This window comes from Aliivibrio sp. SR45-2 (genome assembly GCF_963890165.1).
Classification (GTDB): Bacteria; Pseudomonadota; Gammaproteobacteria; order Enterobacterales; family Vibrionaceae; genus Aliivibrio; species Aliivibrio salmonicida.
The window spans coordinates 116999-135034 of the sequence record NZ_CAWPRC010000183.1 but is presented as its reverse complement, the minus strand read 5'-3'; the positions used below and the strand labels follow the sequence as shown (position 1 = coordinate 135034).

The 18036-nt window shown below is 39.0% G+C and carries 11 protein-coding genes; 7 read left to right on the top strand and 4 right to left on the bottom strand.

The features are described from left to right. Positions 1-158 precede the first annotated feature (158 nt). The 3 genes from AACV33_RS17625 to gltB all read right to left on the bottom strand — a co-directional run bounded on the left by AACV33_RS17625 (position 159) and on the right by gltB (position 6774). Positions 159-590 (bottom strand): DUF1499 domain-containing protein, encoded by a 432-nt coding sequence (locus tag AACV33_RS17625; protein ID WP_017021364.1) that lies wholly within the window; start codon positions 588-590, stop codon positions 159-161. Positions 591-754: 164 nt separating this feature from the next. Then, a complete protein-coding gene (locus tag AACV33_RS17620; RefSeq protein ID WP_182699484.1) occupies positions 755-2227 on the bottom strand; it encodes a glutamate synthase subunit beta in 1473 nt (490 codons plus the stop codon). Next, positions 2227-6774: a glutamate synthase large subunit gene (gene gltB, locus AACV33_RS17615; protein WP_182699483.1), complete on the bottom strand. Its 4548-nt coding sequence runs from the start codon at positions 6772-6774 to the stop codon at positions 2227-2229. The genes AACV33_RS17620 and gltB overlap by 1 nt, the downstream gene beginning before the upstream one ends. Positions 6775-7340: 566 nt before the next feature. Here gltB and AACV33_RS17610 point away from each other — a divergent pair. From AACV33_RS17610 to AACV33_RS17600, 3 genes are read left to right on the top strand one after another with little or no spacing between them, the layout of a single operon-like run. After that, positions 7341-8282 carry a TIGR01212 family radical SAM protein gene (locus AACV33_RS17610; protein ID WP_182699482.1) on the top strand — a complete coding sequence of 314 codons (942 nt, stop codon included), beginning with the start codon at positions 7341-7343 and terminating at the stop codon, positions 8280-8282. Between the two features lie 55 nt (positions 8283-8337). Next, positions 8338-10704 (top strand): aerobic respiration two-component sensor histidine kinase ArcB, encoded by a 2367-nt coding sequence (arcB, locus tag AACV33_RS17605; protein WP_182699481.1) that lies wholly within the window; start codon positions 8338-8340, stop codon positions 10702-10704. A gap of 9 nt (positions 10705-10713) precedes the next feature. Continuing rightward, positions 10714-11160, top strand: coding sequence for a hypothetical protein (locus AACV33_RS17600; protein ID WP_017021359.1), 447 nt, complete (start codon positions 10714-10716; stop codon positions 11158-11160). Positions 11161-11234: 74 nt separating this feature from the next. Here AACV33_RS17600 and arcA read toward each other — a convergent pair whose 3' ends face one another. Beyond that, positions 11235-11954 (bottom strand): two-component system response regulator ArcA, encoded by a 720-nt coding sequence (gene arcA, locus AACV33_RS17595; RefSeq protein ID WP_012551029.1) that lies wholly within the window; start codon positions 11952-11954, stop codon positions 11235-11237. Between the two features lie 443 nt (positions 11955-12397). Here arcA and AACV33_RS17590 point away from each other — a divergent pair, with 443 nt between their 5' ends. The 4 genes from AACV33_RS17590 to thrC all read left to right on the top strand — a co-directional run bounded on the left by AACV33_RS17590 (position 12398) and on the right by thrC (position 17966). Then, positions 12398-12874 (top strand): putative 4-hydroxy-4-methyl-2-oxoglutarate aldolase, encoded by a 477-nt coding sequence (locus tag AACV33_RS17590; RefSeq protein WP_065611527.1) that lies wholly within the window; start codon positions 12398-12400, stop codon positions 12872-12874. Between the two features lie 394 nt (positions 12875-13268). Next, positions 13269-15728, top strand: a complete 2460-nt coding sequence (gene thrA / locus AACV33_RS17585; RefSeq protein WP_017021357.1) for a bifunctional aspartate kinase/homoserine dehydrogenase I — start codon at positions 13269-13271, stop codon at positions 15726-15728. 1 nt (position 15729) lies between these two features. Next, the gene (gene thrB, locus AACV33_RS17580; RefSeq protein ID WP_182699480.1) at positions 15730-16686 is read left to right on the top strand and encodes a homoserine kinase; all 957 of its coding nucleotides are present in this window, start codon (positions 15730-15732) and stop codon (positions 16684-16686) included. Further along, on the top strand, positions 16683-17966 hold the full coding sequence (gene thrC / locus AACV33_RS17575; protein ID WP_065611529.1) for a threonine synthase: 1284 nt from the start codon (positions 16683-16685) through the stop codon (positions 17964-17966). The genes thrB and thrC overlap by 4 nt, the downstream gene beginning before the upstream one ends. The last annotated feature ends 70 nt before the right edge of the window (positions 17967-18036 follow it).

The window sequence follows — 18036 nt, the reverse complement described above, 5'->3', positions numbered from 1 at the left end:
AGTGGTAGTTCAGTTGGTTAGAATACCGGCCTGTCACGCCGGGGGTCGCGGGTTCGAGTCCCGTCCACTCCGCCACTATTTAAAAAGCCCTAATCGAAAGATTAGGGCTTTTTTACGTCTGTATAAAAATAGAAGTAGTGACATTTAAATGGGTTTATTTATTGAGTAATTAGCCCTTGTTTTAATAAAAGAGATCTTAATTTCTCAACACGCTTTTTATTTACATCAAAATCAGAATGTCCTGTACGTGACTCTGAACGTACAATTAGAGTATTCCCTGAAATTCGTAATTCTAAGTCATCTACGAAGCGAAAAAGTAAACTAGTGCATTCAATATGAATGTAATCATTGTTTATGTTTACAACTTTAGCTCCTTTTAAATGTTGAGCAACATTAGATATATTTTTAATATTTGCTGTGCTGGTTAATATAAATGGAGCTGCGGAAAAGCTTTCTCTATTTTCTAGCGTTGAGACGCAATTTGGTTTGTCACCACATGGCTTTGTTGATTTATCCATGACTACGTCGCTCCTTTGGCTACAAGCTGATAAAGTAAGTATTATAAATATAGGAATGAGTGATCTTTTCATAAATAATAAGCTTCTATTTTAGTTATAGATATTAGAAATGTTAAGTAAGTATAAAACAAGCCCGTGAATTGTTGAATTTTTGTTTATTGAATTTACTATAAAAAAGGCCAACATCGAAATGTTGGCCAAAGGTTTGGAAGGAACCTGAATTTAATTGCGAAAGATTATGATGCTGATAGCATTAGAGAGCCAGCTTTCGCTTCTAAGTTTGTATTCCCCATAAGATAAGCGTCAACTTCACGCGCACATTCACGACCTTCATTAATACAACGTACAATTAATGATTGCCCTGTACGCATATCACCTGCAGCAAAAACACCTTTTTGGTTAGTAGAAAAACCATTGGTAGCAACGTTGCCACGATCATCAAGTTTAATATCTAATTGAGCTAGAACACCCGTAGGTTCTGGGTGTAAAAATCCCATAGCTAAGAAAGCTTGATCACATGGTATAACTCGCTCACTATTTGCTACTTCGTTAAAACCAGGTCGCTCTCCAGGTTTGGCATCTTGCCAAACGATATCAGCAATACGGAGGCCGGTGACATTACCCTCATCATCAGAGATAAACTCTTTAGTTAAAATGTTCCAATGACGCTCACAGCCTTCTTCGTGGGAAGTCGTTGTTTTCATGATCATTGGGTATTGAGGCCAAGGCATATTCGCTGGGCGCTTTTCTGGTGGAATAGGCATTATCTCAACTTGAGTAATGCTTGCCGCCCCATGACGGTTAGAAGTACCAACGCAATCTGATCCTGTATCGCCACCACCGATAACGACAACATGTTTATCTTTTGCATGGATCTCTTTTGTTTTAAGATCCATATCGTTCGCTCGGCGGTTGTTTTGACCTAGGAATTCCATTGCAAAATGAACCCCATTTAATTCACGACCAGGAATAGGAAGATCCCTTGGTACTGTTGAACCACCAGTCAGTAATACAACATCAAAATCTTGGCGCAGTTGTTGAGCATTAATTGAAACGCCAATATGTGCATTTACTTCAAACTTAATACCGGCTTCGGCCATTAAATTGATCTTTCGATCAATGATATCCATTCCTAGTTTGAAATCAGGAATACCGAAACGTAATAAGCCACCAACTTTCTCATCTCGTTCAAAAACAGTGACTGAATGGCCTGCACTATTGATTTGCTCTGCAGCAGCTAAGCCGGCAGGACCTGAACCAATAATCGCGACAGTTTTTCCTGTACGGGAACGAGGCTTTTTCGGTTGCGCGTATCCTTCACGATACGCAGTCTCAACGATTGTTTTTTCAATATTACAGATTGTGATTGGATCTTGATTGATCCCTAATACACATGCACTTTCACAAGGAGCAGGGCATACACGGCCTGTAAATTCAGGAAAGTTATTTGTTGAGCTTAGAATGTGCCAAGCTTCTTCCCAGCTATCGCGATATACGGCATCGTTAAATTCCGGAATGATGTTCCCAATAGGGCATCCGTTATGACAAAACGGAACACCACAATCCATACAGCGAGATGCTTGCGTATTGATTTTATCGCCAAATTCTTCGTTTAAGACAAATTCTTTATTATCTTGAATTCGAACAATTGGTTCTAATTTTTTTGGTAACTCACGACCATTTTCTAAAAAACCTGTAGGCTTGCCCATTATACTGCCTCCACTTCTTCCATTTGCGCGTGTTGTGCTTCAGTCTTACGCTTTTGAAGTACCGCTTTATAGTCCCGCGGCATAACTTTAGCCAGAGAGGCTAAATTTACTTCAAAATTACTTAAGAAAGACTTTGCTACTTCACTTCCTGTGAATTCAACATGCTTAGTTAGCATTTTATGTAAAAGATCTTTATCTTCTTGTTCTATTGGGTCTAGGTCAACAAGTTCTTGGTTTAACTTTGATTCAAAGTCTCCTGACTGATCCCAAACATACGCTACACCACCACTCATTCCAGCGGCAAAGTTGCGGCCGGTTGAGCCAAGGATTATCGCGACACCACCCGTCATGTATTCACAACCATGGTCACCAACACCTTCCACTACAACACTTGCCCCAGAGTTTCGAACACAGAAACGCTCGCCTGCCATTCCTCGAATGTAAGACTCGCCAGAGGTGGCACCATAGAAACAAACGTTACCAACAACAATGTTATCTTCAGCTACAATACTTGATCTTGTGTCTGGATAAAGTACGAGTGTACCTCCTGATAACCCTTTGCCCCAGTAGTCATTTGCGTCACCTTCTACTTCAAATTTGACGCCTTTCGCTAAGAATGCTCCTAAACTTTGACCCGCGGAACCATTAAATTTCACATTCATTGGTTGCGGTAACCCTTGGTCTTTATAGACTTTAGATATTTCATTTGAAAGCATCGTTCCGACACTTCGGTCTGTATTTAGAATATCAAACTCTGCATTAACTGATTTACCTTCTTCGAGTGCTGGTTTTGCAAGTTTTATAAGTTTGCGGTCCAATACATCTTCAAGATTATGCTGTTGTTTTATTTGATTGAAAATACCATCTTCAGCACGAGGTTGTTCTACATGAAGTACTGGTGATAAATCTAAGTTTTTATATTTCCAATGACCAATATCGTCACGAACCTTAAGTTTGTGAGATTGACCAACCATGTCTTCAATAGAGCGGAAACCAAGTTCAGCCATAACTTCGCGAAGGCCTTCAGCCATATATTGGAAGAAAGTAACAACGTCTTCTACGCGACCATCAAAACGCTCACGTAATGTTTTATTCTGTGTTGCAATACCAACAGGGCAAGTGTTTTTATGACACTTACGCATCATGATACAACCTTCAACAACAAGAGCAGCCGTCGCTACACCCCACTCTTCGGCACCAAGAAGTGTTGCTACCGCAAGATCTCGAGGTGTTTTCATTTGGCCATCAGACTGAACAACGATACGGTTACGTAAACCATTCTTCAGTAATGTTTGGTGTGTTTCAGCTAGACCTAATTCCCACGGTAAGCCTGTGTGACGAATAGAGGACATCGGAGATGCACCAGTACCACCATCAAAGCCTGCAATAAGTACTACGTCAGCTTTTGCTTTAGCAACACCAGAGGCGATAGTACCAACACCTGCTTCAGACACTAACTTAACGTTAACGCGGCCTTTACGGTTTGCATTTTTAAGATCGTAGATAAGTTGTGCTAAATCTTCGATTGAATAAATATCATGATGTGGCGGTGGTGAAATAAGTCCAACGCCTGGAGTTGAGTGGCGAGTTGCCCCAATCCAATCGTCGACTTTATCTCCAGGTAACTGTCCGCCTTCTCCTGGTTTTGCACCTTGAGCCATCTTAATTTGCAATTCATCGGCGTTGGTCAGGTAGTAAGAGGTAACACCAAATCGACCAGATGCAACTTGTTTGATTGCAGAGCGCTCCCAGTCACCATTTTCTTTTTTCTCAAAGCGAATAGGGTCTTCACCACCTTCACCTGAGTTAGATTTCGCACCGATACGGTTCATTGCAACAGCAAGTGTTGAATGTGCTTCGTGTGAGATAGAACCGAACGACATAGCGCCAGTTGCAAAACGTTTAAGAATATTCTCTATTGGTTCCACTTCCTCTAAAGGAATAGAGCCCGCTGGGTTTTTAATAAAGGCTAATTGGCTACGCAGTGTTGCTGCATTGTCACCTTGGTCATCAACAGCTTGGGTATATTTCTTAAATTGTTCGTAATCTTTATTACGTGTTGATTCTTGCAGTAGTGAGATGGTTTCTGGATTGAATAAATGCTTCTCACCACGTTGTTTCCATTGGTAAACACCACCAACATCAAGTACTTGAACTGGGATTTCTCGAGTAGAGTAGCCAATACGGTGACGGATAAGCACTTCTTTTGCTATATCATCAATAGTAAGGCCTTGAATACGAGAAACAGTACCTGTGAAGTACTTGTCAACAACGGATTTACTAATGCCTAATGCTTCAAATATTTGAGCACCATGGTATGACTGTAATGTTGAAATCCCCATTTTTGAGAAGATCTTAAGCAGACCGCCATTAACCCCTTTACGGTAATTATCAAATAGTTCTTTTGGATGAAGTGTTGGATCGAGTTTCTTAACACGTTGAAGTTCAACAATCGTTTCAATGACTAAGTATGGGTTAACTGCATTCGCACCATAACCAACGAGTGTTGCAAAGTGGTGTGTTTCACGTGCATCCCCCGTTTCTATAACGATGTCACATTTAGCTCGTAATCCTTTACGAATTAAGTGGTGATGAACGGCGCCCACAGCAAGCATTGCAGGAATCGCGGCATGGTTAGAGTTTACAGCGCGGTCAGTCAGTAGAATAATAGAATAACCATCATTTACCGCATCTTCAGCGTATTGGCAGATGCGTTTTAGTGCACGTTCTAATTTACCCGACTCTTCACTTGCTTGGAATACGATATCAAGTGTCTTTGCTTGTAGGTGTTCATTATCAATCGCACGCAATTTTTCTAATTCAGAATTCGACAGAACAGGGGATTCAAGTTCTACTTTTTGACAATGCTCAGGGGTTTCAGCAAGTAAGTTTTGGTCTTTACCTAGGTAAGTATTAAGTGACATAACCATACGCTCACGGATCGGGTCGATCGGTGGGTTAGTTACTTGTGCAAATAATTGCTTAAAGTAGTTAGATAAATGCTGAGATTGATGCGAAAGAATCGCTAATGGCCAATCTGCACCCATTGCAGTTAATGGCTCATAAGCCGTTTTCGCTAATGGTAGAATAATTTCATTAACTTCTTCAGAGGTAACACCAAACGCCTGTTGACGATTCAGTAGACGTTCTGGAGAAGGTTGGCTGTATTGGTTCGTTGCTTCAGGTAGTTTTTTCAAACTAAGCAGGTTTTCTTCAACCCATTTTTCATAAGGTTGTGAGTTTGCAATGCCATCTTTTACTTCTTCATCAGAAATAATACGACCTTGCTCTAAGTCAGCAACAAAAATACGGCCTGGTTGTAAACGACCACGGAACTCAATATTTTCTGGGGCTATTTTTACTACGCCAGATTCAGATGCCATAACAAGGAAGTCATCTTTTGTTACCGTATAGCGAGAAGGGCGAAGACCATTACGGTCAAGCGTTGCACCTACTTGAACGCCATCGGTAAAACAAACAGAAGCGGGGCCATCCCATGGTTCCATTACGTTGGCGTGATATTGATAAAATGCACGACGAGTCGGGTCCATGTTTTTATTTTCTTGCCATGCTTCAGGGATCATCATCATTAATGCATGTGGCAAACTACGACCAGAAAGAACAAGTAATTCTAATGCCATATCAAAGTTAGATGAATCTGAACTGCCTTCCTGACAAATAGGAAGTAGCATGTCCATTTCTTGTTGGCTAAAGAGATCTGATTCAATGATCGCTTCACGGGCTTTCATCCAGTTCAAATTACCACGAACAGTATTGATTTCACCATTATGAGCAATGTAACGGAATGGTTGAGCTAGGCGCCAACGAGGAAATGTATTGGTTGAAAAGCGAGAATGGACTAGAGCTAAAGCAGTGACCATTGATGGATTTTGTAAATCTAAGAAATATTGAGGTACTTGCTCTGTAGTTAACTGGCCTTTGTATACTAAGGTTTTGTATGATAATGAGTTAATGTAGAAATCATCACCGATGTTGGAAATACTTTCTAAACAAACACGAACTGTATAGTTACGAAGAACATACAATTTACGTTCTAATTCTGCTGGGTCCATTGATGGACCACCAGAAATAAAGACGTGTTCAAATTGAGGTTCGGTACTTAGAGGATCATTACCTAGCATCGAGTTATCGACAGGTAATATACGATATCCAAGAATTTCCAAATCAAGACGTTGAGCGTTACGCTCTAAAATATCTCTACATTGTTGACGTTTGTATTCATCTTTTGGAAAAAGAACAACGCCAATACCGTATTTATCAAAAGAAGGTATTTTAATACTAAGTTTAACGGCTTCTTCTAATAAAAACTCATGAGGTTTTTGTAATAAAATACCTGCGCCATCACCACTGCATGGATCACAGCCTTGGCCACCACGGTGCTCCATACGCGCTAGCATATCAAGTGCTTGAGTTACCACATCATGAGATTTACGGTTTTTAAGGTGAGCGACAAAACCGATACCACATGCATCATGCTCCAATTCCGGAGTATACATGCCCTGTGCACTTTGCTCTCTATCTACCATAGATACATCCTTCCAGTATTATACAGACACAACTTTTCTACGTAAGTTTCTGTCTAGTCCTTTGCTAATCTTCAATCGAACTTGCTGTGAGTTAGTCTCAAGAGGTAGCAAGTTTGAATCCATTCTGGTGTTTGCTGGCATCACTTAATATGACGTGCAAACTAACCCAATCCATTGTGATATCTATCAAATACATTTTTATCCGTTGTATTTGTTGTCTGAGGGTAGATACCACTATCGAAAAGCCCCAATAATCTATTGGTGGCAAATTAAACTATTTAACGATGTAACTATCCTACATTTTTGTCATATTAAATACCAACTAAAGTTGCACGTAATGTTTACTTTTTTCACACTAAATGCATAAGTATTTATAATAAATGGCCTTTTTTTGCGTTTAATCGCTACTTTATGCGCCTTTTGTTGATATAAATTAGAATAGCGTATGATTTTTTTCGTTATTATTTACGGTCTTTTTTTACAATCGAGTTAGCAACTTTCATAAATAGAACTGAGACTTCTTTTTATTTATGAACTAAGTCTTTGATTTATTATTGGTTACCGCAATGCAACTTCATGAACTAGCAAATACATTCGGACAAGATTTACAGCGTCGTTATGGTGAAAAGGTACATAAACTGACACTCCATGGTGGTTTTAGTTGCCCCAATAGAGATGGAACGATTGGAAAAGGGGGGTGTACCTTTTGTAACGTCGCCTCATTTTCTGATGAACAAGAGCAGTTTAAAGCGATTCATGAGCAGCTAGCAGATAGAGCAGGAGAAGTTAAGCGTGCGAAAAAGTATCTTGCCTACTTTCAAGCTTATACAAATACATTTGCAGAAGTCCAAGTACTCAAAAATATGTATGAAGAAGCGCTGAATGCCGCCAATATTGTTGGTTTGTGTGTTGGCACGCGGCCTGATTGTGTACCTGATGCGGTATTAGAATTACTAAAAGGGTATGTTGATGACGGATATGAGGTTTGGCTTGAACTTGGACTGCAAACGGCTAATGATAAAACCTTAAAGCGCATTAATCGTGGGCATGATTTTGCTTGCTATGACACGATTACGCGTAAAGCTAGATTGTTAGGAATTAAGATTTGTACTCACCTTATTATAGGGCTGCCTGGTGATACAAGAGAAGACAATCTTGAAACACTTAATAAAGTATTAGAAACCGGAACTGATGGAATAAAATTACACCCGCTGCATATCGTAGAGGGAAGTACGATGGCTAAAGCATGGCGTGCTGGTAAAATAGAAGCGCCAACAATGGAAGATTATATTGATGTTGCTTCTGAAATCATTCGTTTAACTCCTCCTGATATTATTTATCACCGTGTATCAGCGACAGCAAGAAGGCCAACATTACTTTCACCAATGTGGTGTGAGCCTCGCTGGTTAGGGCTAACTAATGTAGGTATGGCTCTTAATAAAGATGGAGCGCAAGGTTCTTTGATTAACACGCCTTTCAAATACACGATCCCAGTGTTGAAAAAATAACTCAAACAGAATGAACCCTGATATTATTCATATTGAATATTATCAGGGTGTATCTATGAAGCAGTTAAAAATTCTTGCGCAGTTTTATGTCGATCTTATGGTTAGGCTTGGGATCGTCCGTTTTAGTCTCTTACTTGCCATCGCTCTTGTTGCTTTAGCTGTCATTGTTCAAGTTGGGGTGACTCTCGTCTTGAGTGGTGAAGTTAATGATTTAGACATTGTACGATCTGTTTTTTTTGGTTTACTGATCACTCCTTGGGCTGTTTTCTTTTTATCAGTAGTCGTTGAACACTTAGAAGATTCTCGCCAACGCTTATCTAAATTGGTTGGTAAATTAGAAGAAATGAGAACTTGTGATCTTGATTTAAATAAAAAATTAAAAGGTAATGTCAAAAAACTGAATCAAGAAATAGAAGAGCGAGAAAAAGCAGAAGAGGCTCGCCAAGAAGCGATGGGGGATTTGGAAAATGAGGTATTTCATCGAGAAAAAGCACAATTAGAATTAGCTGAGCAAACTGCGTTATTGCGATCTTACCTTGATACTTCCCCCGATATAATTTATTACCGTAATGAATTAGGTTTTTTCTCTGGTTGTAATAAAGCCATGGAGGATCTCATCGGTAAATCTGAAAAAGAACTGATTGGGTTGTCACCTAAAGATGTTTATAGCATTGAAGTCGCGACTAAAGTCATTGATACCGATAGACAAGTTCTTAAAGAGAACCAAGCATTAACGTATGAACAATGGCTTGATTATCCTGATGGTAGAAAAGCGTGTTTTGAATTAAGCAAAATCCCTTTTTATAGTAAAGATGGTCGTCACTTAGGTTTGGTTGGTTTTGGACGAAATATAACGGATCGTAAAAGTTACGAAGAGGCTCTAGAAAAAGCCAGTCGTGACAAAACAACATTTATATCAACAATCAGTCATGAATTACGAACACCACTTAATGGTATTGTCGGGTTAAGTCGTATGCTGCTTGATACCCGCCTTGATGATGAACAGCATAATTATATGCGAACTATTAATGTCAGTGCGATCACTTTGGGTAATATATTTAACGATATTATTGATATGGATAAATTTGATCGCCGTAGATTAGAACTATTACCTAAGCCTCTTGATTTTATTAGTTTTGTTACTGAAATGGAAAATATATCAGGATTAATGGCAGAGCAAAAAGGGCTGCGTTTTGATCTAGAAAGACTGACGAGCCTTCCCGCGCATATCTGTGTTGATAGTACTCGTTTACGACAAGTTCTTTGGAATTTAATCGGGAATGCGACTAAATTCACAAAAGAAGGCGGAGTTGTGATGTCCGTGAGTGCCGATATACACGGTGACAATGCAGATATAACTTTTGAAGTGGAAGATTCAGGAATTGGGATCCCTGAGTCTGAATTAGAAAATGTGTTTGCTATGTATTATCAAGTGAAACAAGGCAAAGATAATTTACATGCAGTAGGAACTGGTATTGGTTTAGCGGTATCTAAAGAATTAATTAACTTGATGGGAGGGGACATTACAGTAACCAGTGATGTCGGGTTTGGTAGTACGTTTATTGTCTCCATCAACGTCCCCTTGGTTGATCATGTTGAAGAAGAAGAAGCAATGCCTGAGATGAAAAGTGCAAAATCTTTGCGAATTTTTATGCTTGAGGATATTGAACTGAATATTACTGTCGCTCGTTCGTTGCTTGAAAGTTTAGGTCATACCGTCGATGTGGCTATGTGTGGTGAAGATGCAATCAATCAATTTGATCCCACAAACTATGATTTAGCGTTATTAGATATTCAATTACCTGACATGACTGGATTTGATGTCGCTCAAATACTTAGAGAAAAATATGAGGAATTACCACCGTTAGTTGCTTTAACGGCTAATTTATTAAAAGAAAAAGACGAGTACTTTGAAAAAGGTATGGATGAAGCCATCAGCAAACCGTTAAGTGTTAAAGCGTTAACTGAAGTACTTGAACTGTTCTCTATCTCCGATGAAAAAGAGAGAGAGAAAGAAAATAAAGTGGCTCAAGTTAAAACGGCAGAACAACTTGAGAGTGAGCATTTAATTGATACTTTACTCGATTTAGAAATGCTTGAGTCGTACATCGAGATAGTTGGTACAAAACCTATTTATACCAGCATCGAAATGTTTGAAAGCAGTATGAAAGAATATATTCAAATACTTGATTCAAACATGACAGCACGAGATCAAGATGGCATTGTATTTGAGACTCATAAAATGAAAGGGGCTGCGGGATCCATTGGTCTAAAGCATATTCAACAAGTGGCCCAAAAAGCACAGTCTCCAGATTTACCAGCGTGGTGGGAGAATATTGATGATTGGGTTGAAGAAATTAAAAATGAATATGAAAATGATATTCAAGTACTAAAAAGTTGGTTAAAGCAGCGACAAAATTAAGGAACTATAATGAAAAGAATAATGATAGTAACCGCAGTCATAATCGGACTTGCTGGTTGTCAGATGACTTCTGAAGACAACATCGATTGGCAGCAAGATAACCAAGTTGAGTTAATGAATTCAAAAATAGAATTAAACTCAGCGGTTTGGATTGACGAAATGCCAAGTGTTGGCAGTGAAGAAGATGAAAGTAAGCTGAATTTAGCACTGACACTGACTTCAAATCAGGTTATAGACCCTGATATTGAGATCGTCGAGGTGGTTATTCGTCAAGGTGAAGAGTCGTGGGTGATTGATGAAGAAGAATATGATGTGCGCGTTAATAACAACCATTCTTGGGAAATAGCAGCGAAATCATTTCATGTATTGGATGCAAGTAAGCCGCTGGATATTGCTGTTCAAGTTAATGATGAATGGATAATTCAAACTAATGTGTCGGTTGATACTGTGTATTAATTTAATACCGGATACAAAAATGCCCCGCCTATCTAAATAGAGCGGGGCATTTTTATTTCAGAAAGAGTTAACTATTATAACTCTTCTAGATCACCACAAAAACGGTAACCTTCACCATGAATAGTAGCGATAATCTCAGGAGTATCTGTTACTGATTCAAAATGCTTACGGATGCGACGAATAGTTACATCAACAGTACGATCATGAGGTTTTAGCTCACGGCCTGTCATTTTTTTCAATAAGTCAGCACGAGTCTGAATTTTACCTGGGTTTTCACAGAAGTGAAGTAAGGCACGGAATTCAGAGCGAGGAAGCTTGTAGCTTTCACCGCTTGGGCTAACTAGAGAGCGGCTGTTGATTTCAACAGTCCAACCATTGAATGTATAACGCTCAACCAGTTTTTTGTCTTCAACGGCTGTGCTTTGATTCATTGAACGAGTCAATAAGTTACGTGCACGAATAGTCAGCTCGCGAGGATTAAATGGTTTTGTGATGTAATCATCAGCACCGATTTCTAATCCTAAAATCTTATCAACTTCATTGTCTCTACCTGTAAGGAACATAAGAGCCATATCACCACGTTCGCGAAGTTCACGAGCAAGAAGAAGGCCATTTTTTCCTGGAAGGTTGATGTCCATAATCACAAGATTAAGCTGTTGTTCAGAAAGCACAGTGTGCATTTCTTCACCATCGCTTGCTTCGAATACATTGTAGCCTTCTGCTTCAAAAATGCTTTTTAGTGTATTACGAGTAACGTGTTCATCTTCAACGATTAGGATCTGAGGGGTTTGCATGGGCGGTACCTAACTAACTGATTAAAGTCAAAAGTAGAATTAACGATGTTAATTCTATAATAAAAAATTTACAAATAGGAAATAGACTCTTCAATCGTAGACTAAAATATATATTGAAGAATAGAAACCTAAACGGCACGCCATCCTTGGTTGTCATTGAATATATAATCAATAACATGATAAAGCTCTAATTTTTTGAATTAGTATCTAAAACTTGATTAGAAGATAGATTTTAATCCCTTAACACCACTCTAACAATAAGCGATTTTTATTTCCATACATTTTATTGATTTAGGTCAATAGCAATCGATACCACTAGAGTGTAGTAATAAATGTAGGAACATATCTATAGTAAAATTGTAAATTTTTATGCGATTTATGGAGATGTAATACTTGCTAATGTTGTTAAGCAGGTTTGTTTTAATAAACAAGGAGAATATAAAATGGATTTATTGCCTGATATTTGTGATCAATTTGAAGACAGCGTTCAACTTATTGATGTCGAATTTAAAGATTTTGGTGGTCGAGCGTGTTTTTATGGTGAGATTGTCACTGTACGTTGCTATCAAGATAATTCACTTGTGCGTGAAGTATTGCAGCAAAATGGTAAAGGTAAAGTACTCTTTATTGATGGCAATGGCTCGTGCCAAAAAGCACTTCTTGGCGATCAAGTTGCACTACTTGCTGTAAATAATCAGTGGGAAGGTGTGATCGTATATGGGGCTATTCGTGATGTCGGTGAAATAAGAACAATGCCACTAGGAGTCAAGGCATTGGGCACATCACCATTTAAAACAGAAAAACGAGGCGCTGGAGAGCAACAAGTGTCAATTACGGTTAATACTCAAGTTATCCCACCAGGGGATTATATCTACGCAGATCTCAATGGTGTCTTGATAAGCAAAGAATTATTAATTTAATTGCAAAAACTAAATTCTTGTTTAATAGATTACATTCAATAACTTGCAACGATACATTCTTCTTTTGTTATGTAAATGAGTAAATTTATCATTGACTTGTTAGAGGGAAGTAAGGTAGTTATTGTATATCGAAAACATTTATTTTAGAGTTTTTATTATATGTTCATTATCAGCTCAATGATTATTACCACAACAATTACCGGCACCATGGTTGCTGGGGTGGGCTGATACGCATAAGTATTTTAAAGAAGCCCGCACTGATTATCAGAGCGGGCTTTTTTTTGCAATTTAGTTACTAATTCTTAACTGCATTCTTTCATTATTTACTGAAACGTTTATCATGCTAGAAGCAGTAAGGATACTGCAGTAACACTCGTTTTTAGGGAGGATAGAGATGCGAGTATTAAAGTTTGGTGGTTCATCATTAGCAGATTCAGATCGTTTTTTACGTGCCGCAGATATCATTGCCAATAATGCGCAACAGCAAGATGTTTCTGTTGTTTTATCGGCACCGGGTAAGGTAACGAATAAGTTAGTTTCAGTCGTTGATAACGTATTAACGAATGGAGAAGCTGAGTTACAAATTTCAGAATTAGAAGCTGTTTTTATTCAGTTGTTTGATGGTATTTCTACCGCACTTCCACAAGTCGATCTTAAAACGCTTGAAAATAAGCTAAAAGATTCACTTTCTCAACTTCGTCAATATGTGCATGGTATTAGTTTATTAGGTATGTGCCCTGATAATGTCTATGCAAAAATCATCAGTAAAGGCGAACGTATTTCAGTCGTTACAATGAAGGCGGTACTTGAAGCTAAAGGGCAACAAGCAAGCCTTATCGACCCAGTTAAATATCTTTATGCTCGTGGTAGTTTTTTAGAAGGTGCTGTTGATGTTGATATTTCGACGCTGAATTTTAAAAATGAACCTCTTCCTAAAGGGCACGTAAATATCATGCCTGGTTTTACTGCAGGGAATGAAAAAGGTGAATTGCTTACTTTAGGGCGTAACGGATCTGATTATTCAGCGGCGGTGCTTGCCGCTTGTCTTCGTGCCGAGTGTTGTGAGATTTGGACTGATGTTGATGGTGTTTATAACTGTGACCCTCGATTAGTTGATGATGCTCGTCTACTTAAGTCTTTAAGCTATCAAGAAGCAATGGAATTGTCGTATTTTGGGGCTTCAGTTTTACATCCTAAAACCATCGCACCTATTGCTCAATTTCATATTCCTTGCCTAATTAAAAACAGTTTTAACCCTCAAGGTCCAGGCACGCTTATTGGCCAAGATACAGGTGAAGATAATTTAGCCATTAAAGGGATTACGACATTAAGTAATTTAACGATGGTTAACGTCAGTGGCCCTGGCATGAAAGGCATGGTTGGTATGGCAAGCCGTGTATTTGGTGCAATGTCTACGGCTGGTATTTCTATTGTCTTAATTACTCAGTCTTCTTCTGAGTACAGTATCAGTTTTTGTATTGAGGCTGAGGATAAAGTACAAGCAGAGCAAGTATTACGCGAAGCGTTTGAATTAGAATTAAAAGACGGTTTATTAGAACCCGTTGAATTTATTAATGATGTTGCTATCGTAACGCTAGTTGGTGATGGCATGAGAACATCAAAAGGTGTGGCTTCTCAATTCTTTACATCATTAACAGAAGTGAACGTTAATATCATTGCTATTGCTCAAGGCTCTTCTGAGCGAGCTATTTCAGCCGTCATTCCTGAAGATAAAGTGTCTGAATCAATTAAAGCGTGTCACGAGAATCTCTTCAATAGTAAGCATTTCTTAGATGTTTTTGTCGTAGGTGTTGGTGGTGTTGGTGGTGAGTTAGTTGAACAAATTAAACGACAACAACCAAAGCTGTCTCAAAAAGGCATCGAAATTCGAGTTTGTGGCTTGGCAAATAGTCGAGGTCTATTATTGGACAGCAAAGGGATTTCACTGGACGGATGGCGTGACCGAATGGGTAATGCGACCGAAGAGTTTAGTCTTGCTCGTTTAATCTCATTGGTTCAGCGTAACCATATTATTAACCCTGTGATTATTGATTGTACGTCTGATCATGGTATTGCAGCTCAATATGTTGATTTTCTATCGGCAGGTTTTCACGTTATTACTCCGAATAAAAAATCGAACACTGATTCTATGGCCTATTACCATCAGTTACGTAATGCAGCACGTGCAACGCGACGTAAGTTTATGTATGAGACGACGGTTGGTGCAGGTTTACCTGTTATTGAAAACCTACAAAACCTAATTGCTGCTGGTGATGAGCTTGTAAAGTTTAATGGTATTTTATCCGGTTCTATGTCTTATATTTTTGGCAAGCTAGACGAAGGCATGTCATTAAGTGACGCTACGAATGTAGCGAAAACAAATGGCTTTACTGAGCCCGATCCTCGAGATGATTTATCGGGTATGGATGTGGCTCGAAAACTTCTGATTCTTGCTCGCGAATCTGGCCTTGAAATTGAATTAGATGACGTAGAGGTTGAACAAGCATTACCACCAGGCTTTGATGACTCAGGAACTATTGATGAATTCATGGCTCGTCTTCCTGAAGCGGATGCATATTTTGCTCAAGAGTCAGCTAAAGCCGCAGAGGAAGGAAAAGTATTACGTTATGTCGGTGAAATTTCAGAAGGGAAATGTAAGGTTCGAATTGCTGCCGTAGATGGTGATGATCCTATGTTTAAGATTAAAGACGGTGAAAATGCATTGGCATTCTACAGTCGTTACTATCAACCAATCCCATTGGTATTAAGAGGCTATGGCGCAGGAACAGAAGTAACTGCTGCCGGCGTATTCTCTGATCTTATGCGCACCCTTGGCTGGAAATTAGGAGTATAAAATGAGTGTTGTTGTTTATGCTCCGGCATCGATTGGTAATGTAAGTGTTGGGTTTGATGTACTTGGTGCAGCGGTTTCTCCTATTGATGGTTCGCTATTAGGAGATAGAGTTCTTGTTGAATCGGGTTCTGACGCTTTCACTCTTGTCACATCTGGTCGTTTTGTTGATAAATTGCCAGAAAATCCGCAAGACAATATTGTTTATGATTGTTGGAAAGTGTTTGCAAGAGAGCTTGAAACTAAAAACGTAACGTTAAAACCTATTCATATGGTACTAGAAAAAAACATGCCAATTGGTTCTGGTTTAGGCTCTAGTGCTTGCTCTATTGTTGCTGCACTTGATGCATTAAATCAGTTTCATGATAAACCATTAACTGAAATGGAGCTCCTTGCTCTAATGGGGGAGATGGAAGGACAGATATCAGGTGGGATTCACTATGATAATGTGGCGCCATGCTATCTTGGTGGTTTGCAATTAATGGTTGAAGAACTCGGTATTATTAGTCAAGAAGTCCCTTGTTTCGATGAATGGTATTGGGTGATGGCATACCCGGGTATTAAAGTATCAACGGCGGAAGCTCGTGAAATTCTGCCTTCTCAATATCGTCGTCAAGATGTCATTGCTCATGGTCGAAATCTCGCAGGTTTTATTCATGCGTGTTATTCAAAGCAACCAGAGCTAGCCGCGAAAATGATCAAAGATGTGGTGGCTGAACCTTACCGTGAACGCTTATTACCTAATTTTGCTCAAGCTCGCGCTTATGCCGCCTCTGCAGGTGCATTAACAACAGGCATTTCTGGGTCAGGACCAACTCTATTTAGTATTTGTAAAGATAAAGATATTGCTGAAAGAGTATCTCGTTGGTTGCAAGATAATTACGTTCAAAATGACGAAGGATTTGTCCATGTTTGTCGTTTAGACAAGCAAGGTTCACAAGTAACAGGAAGTAAATTATGAAGTTGTACAACATAAAAGAAAACGATGAGAAAGTCTCTTTTGGCCAAGCAGTTCGCCAAGGTTTAGGTCGTAATCAAGGACTGTTTTTTCCATCTGAACTGCCTACGTTTGATGATATAGATGCACTTCTGGCCGACGATTTTATTTCCCGTAGTACTAAGATTTTATCTGCGTTTATTGGTGATGAATTGCCACAAGATACCGTTAGAAATATGGTTGAGAATGCATTTCAATTTCCCGCACCTATTCACGCAGTTAAAGATGGCGTTTATGCACTAGAATTATTTCACGGTCCAACATTAGCGTTTAAAGATTTTGGTGGCCGTTTTATGGCTCAGTCTTTAGCTGCAGTGACAGAAGGCAATGATAAAATTACGATTCTAACAGCGACATCTGGTGATACTGGAGCTGCTGTTGCTCATGCCTTTTATGGTATGGATAATATTAATGTCGTGATCTTATATCCGAAAGGTAAAATAAGCCCATTACAAGAAAAGCTATTTTGTACTCTGGGTGGCAATATTCATACCGTTGCCGTTGATGGTGACTTTGATGATTGTCAGGCATTGGTTAAGCAATCTTTTGATGATGCCGATTTACGTAAAGAAATTGGATTAAACTCAGCCAACTCAATTAATATTAGTCGTTTAATGGCTCAAATTTGTTACTACTTTGAAGCCGTTTCTCAGCTACCAAAAGAAAAGCGTGGTGATGTCGTTATTTCAGTACCAAGTGGTAATTTTGGTAACTTAACAGCGGGTTTATTAGCTAAGTCTTTAGGCTTACCTGTTAAACGCTTTATTGCTGCGACAAATGTAAATGATACGGTGCCACGTTATCTTGAAACGGGGCAATGGGAACCAAAAACAACGATTCCTACAATTTCAAATGCCATGGATGTGAGCCAACCAAATAACTGGCCTCGTATTGAAGAGCTTTGCCAACGTTTAGGCTGGGGGCTTGAAACGCTAGGTAAAGGTGCAGTCACTGATGCTCAGAGTGCAGAAACATTAAAAGAAATGCATGCAGAAGGCTACTTATGTGAACCTCATGGTGCGATAGCTTATCGTATTTTGAATGAGCAATTAGCTGAGGGTGAGATTGGCTTATTTTTATGTACAGCCCATCCCGCTAAGTTTAAAGAAGTTGTCGATGATATTTTAGGCGGAGATCTTGATCTTCCAGCGCCATTAGCGAAACATAATGCAATGGAGTTATTGTCTGAAGATCTTGCTAATAACTTTGATGATCTAAAAGAAGTATTGCGTAAAGTTCAATAAAGACGAAAGCGATACGGTAATGGCATATGAATGGATATGCCATTAATAAAAAGCCTCTTAAATGCTAACT

What these genes read in the sequence shown, in the direction of transcription:
- AACV33_RS17620 (WP_182699484.1), bottom strand. Translation starts at nt 2,227, where the DNA reads ATGGGCAAGCCTACAGGTTTTTTAGAAAATGGTCGTGAGTTACCAAAA.
- arcA (WP_012551029.1), bottom strand. Translation starts at nt 11,954, where the DNA reads ATGCAAACCCCTCAGATCCTAATCGTTGAAGATGAACACGTTACTCGT.
- thrA (WP_017021357.1), top strand. Translation starts at nt 13,269, where the DNA reads ATGCGAGTATTAAAGTTTGGTGGTTCATCATTAGCAGATTCAGATCGT.
- thrC (WP_065611529.1), top strand. Translation starts at nt 16,683, where the DNA reads ATGAAGTTGTACAACATAAAAGAAAACGATGAGAAAGTCTCTTTTGGC.
- gltB (WP_182699483.1), bottom strand. Translation starts at nt 6,774, where the DNA reads ATGGTAGATAGAGAGCAAAGTGCACAGGGCATGTATACTCCGGAATTG.
- thrB (WP_182699480.1), top strand. Translation starts at nt 15,730, where the DNA reads ATGAGTGTTGTTGTTTATGCTCCGGCATCGATTGGTAATGTAAGTGTT.
- AACV33_RS17590 (WP_065611527.1), top strand. Translation starts at nt 12,398, where the DNA reads ATGGATTTATTGCCTGATATTTGTGATCAATTTGAAGACAGCGTTCAA.
- AACV33_RS17625 (WP_017021364.1), bottom strand. Translation starts at nt 590, where the DNA reads ATGAAAAGATCACTCATTCCTATATTTATAATACTTACTTTATCAGCT.
- AACV33_RS17600 (WP_017021359.1), top strand. Translation starts at nt 10,714, where the DNA reads ATGAAAAGAATAATGATAGTAACCGCAGTCATAATCGGACTTGCTGGT.
- arcB (WP_182699481.1), top strand. Translation starts at nt 8,338, where the DNA reads ATGAAGCAGTTAAAAATTCTTGCGCAGTTTTATGTCGATCTTATGGTT.
- AACV33_RS17610 (WP_182699482.1), top strand. Translation starts at nt 7,341, where the DNA reads ATGCAACTTCATGAACTAGCAAATACATTCGGACAAGATTTACAGCGT.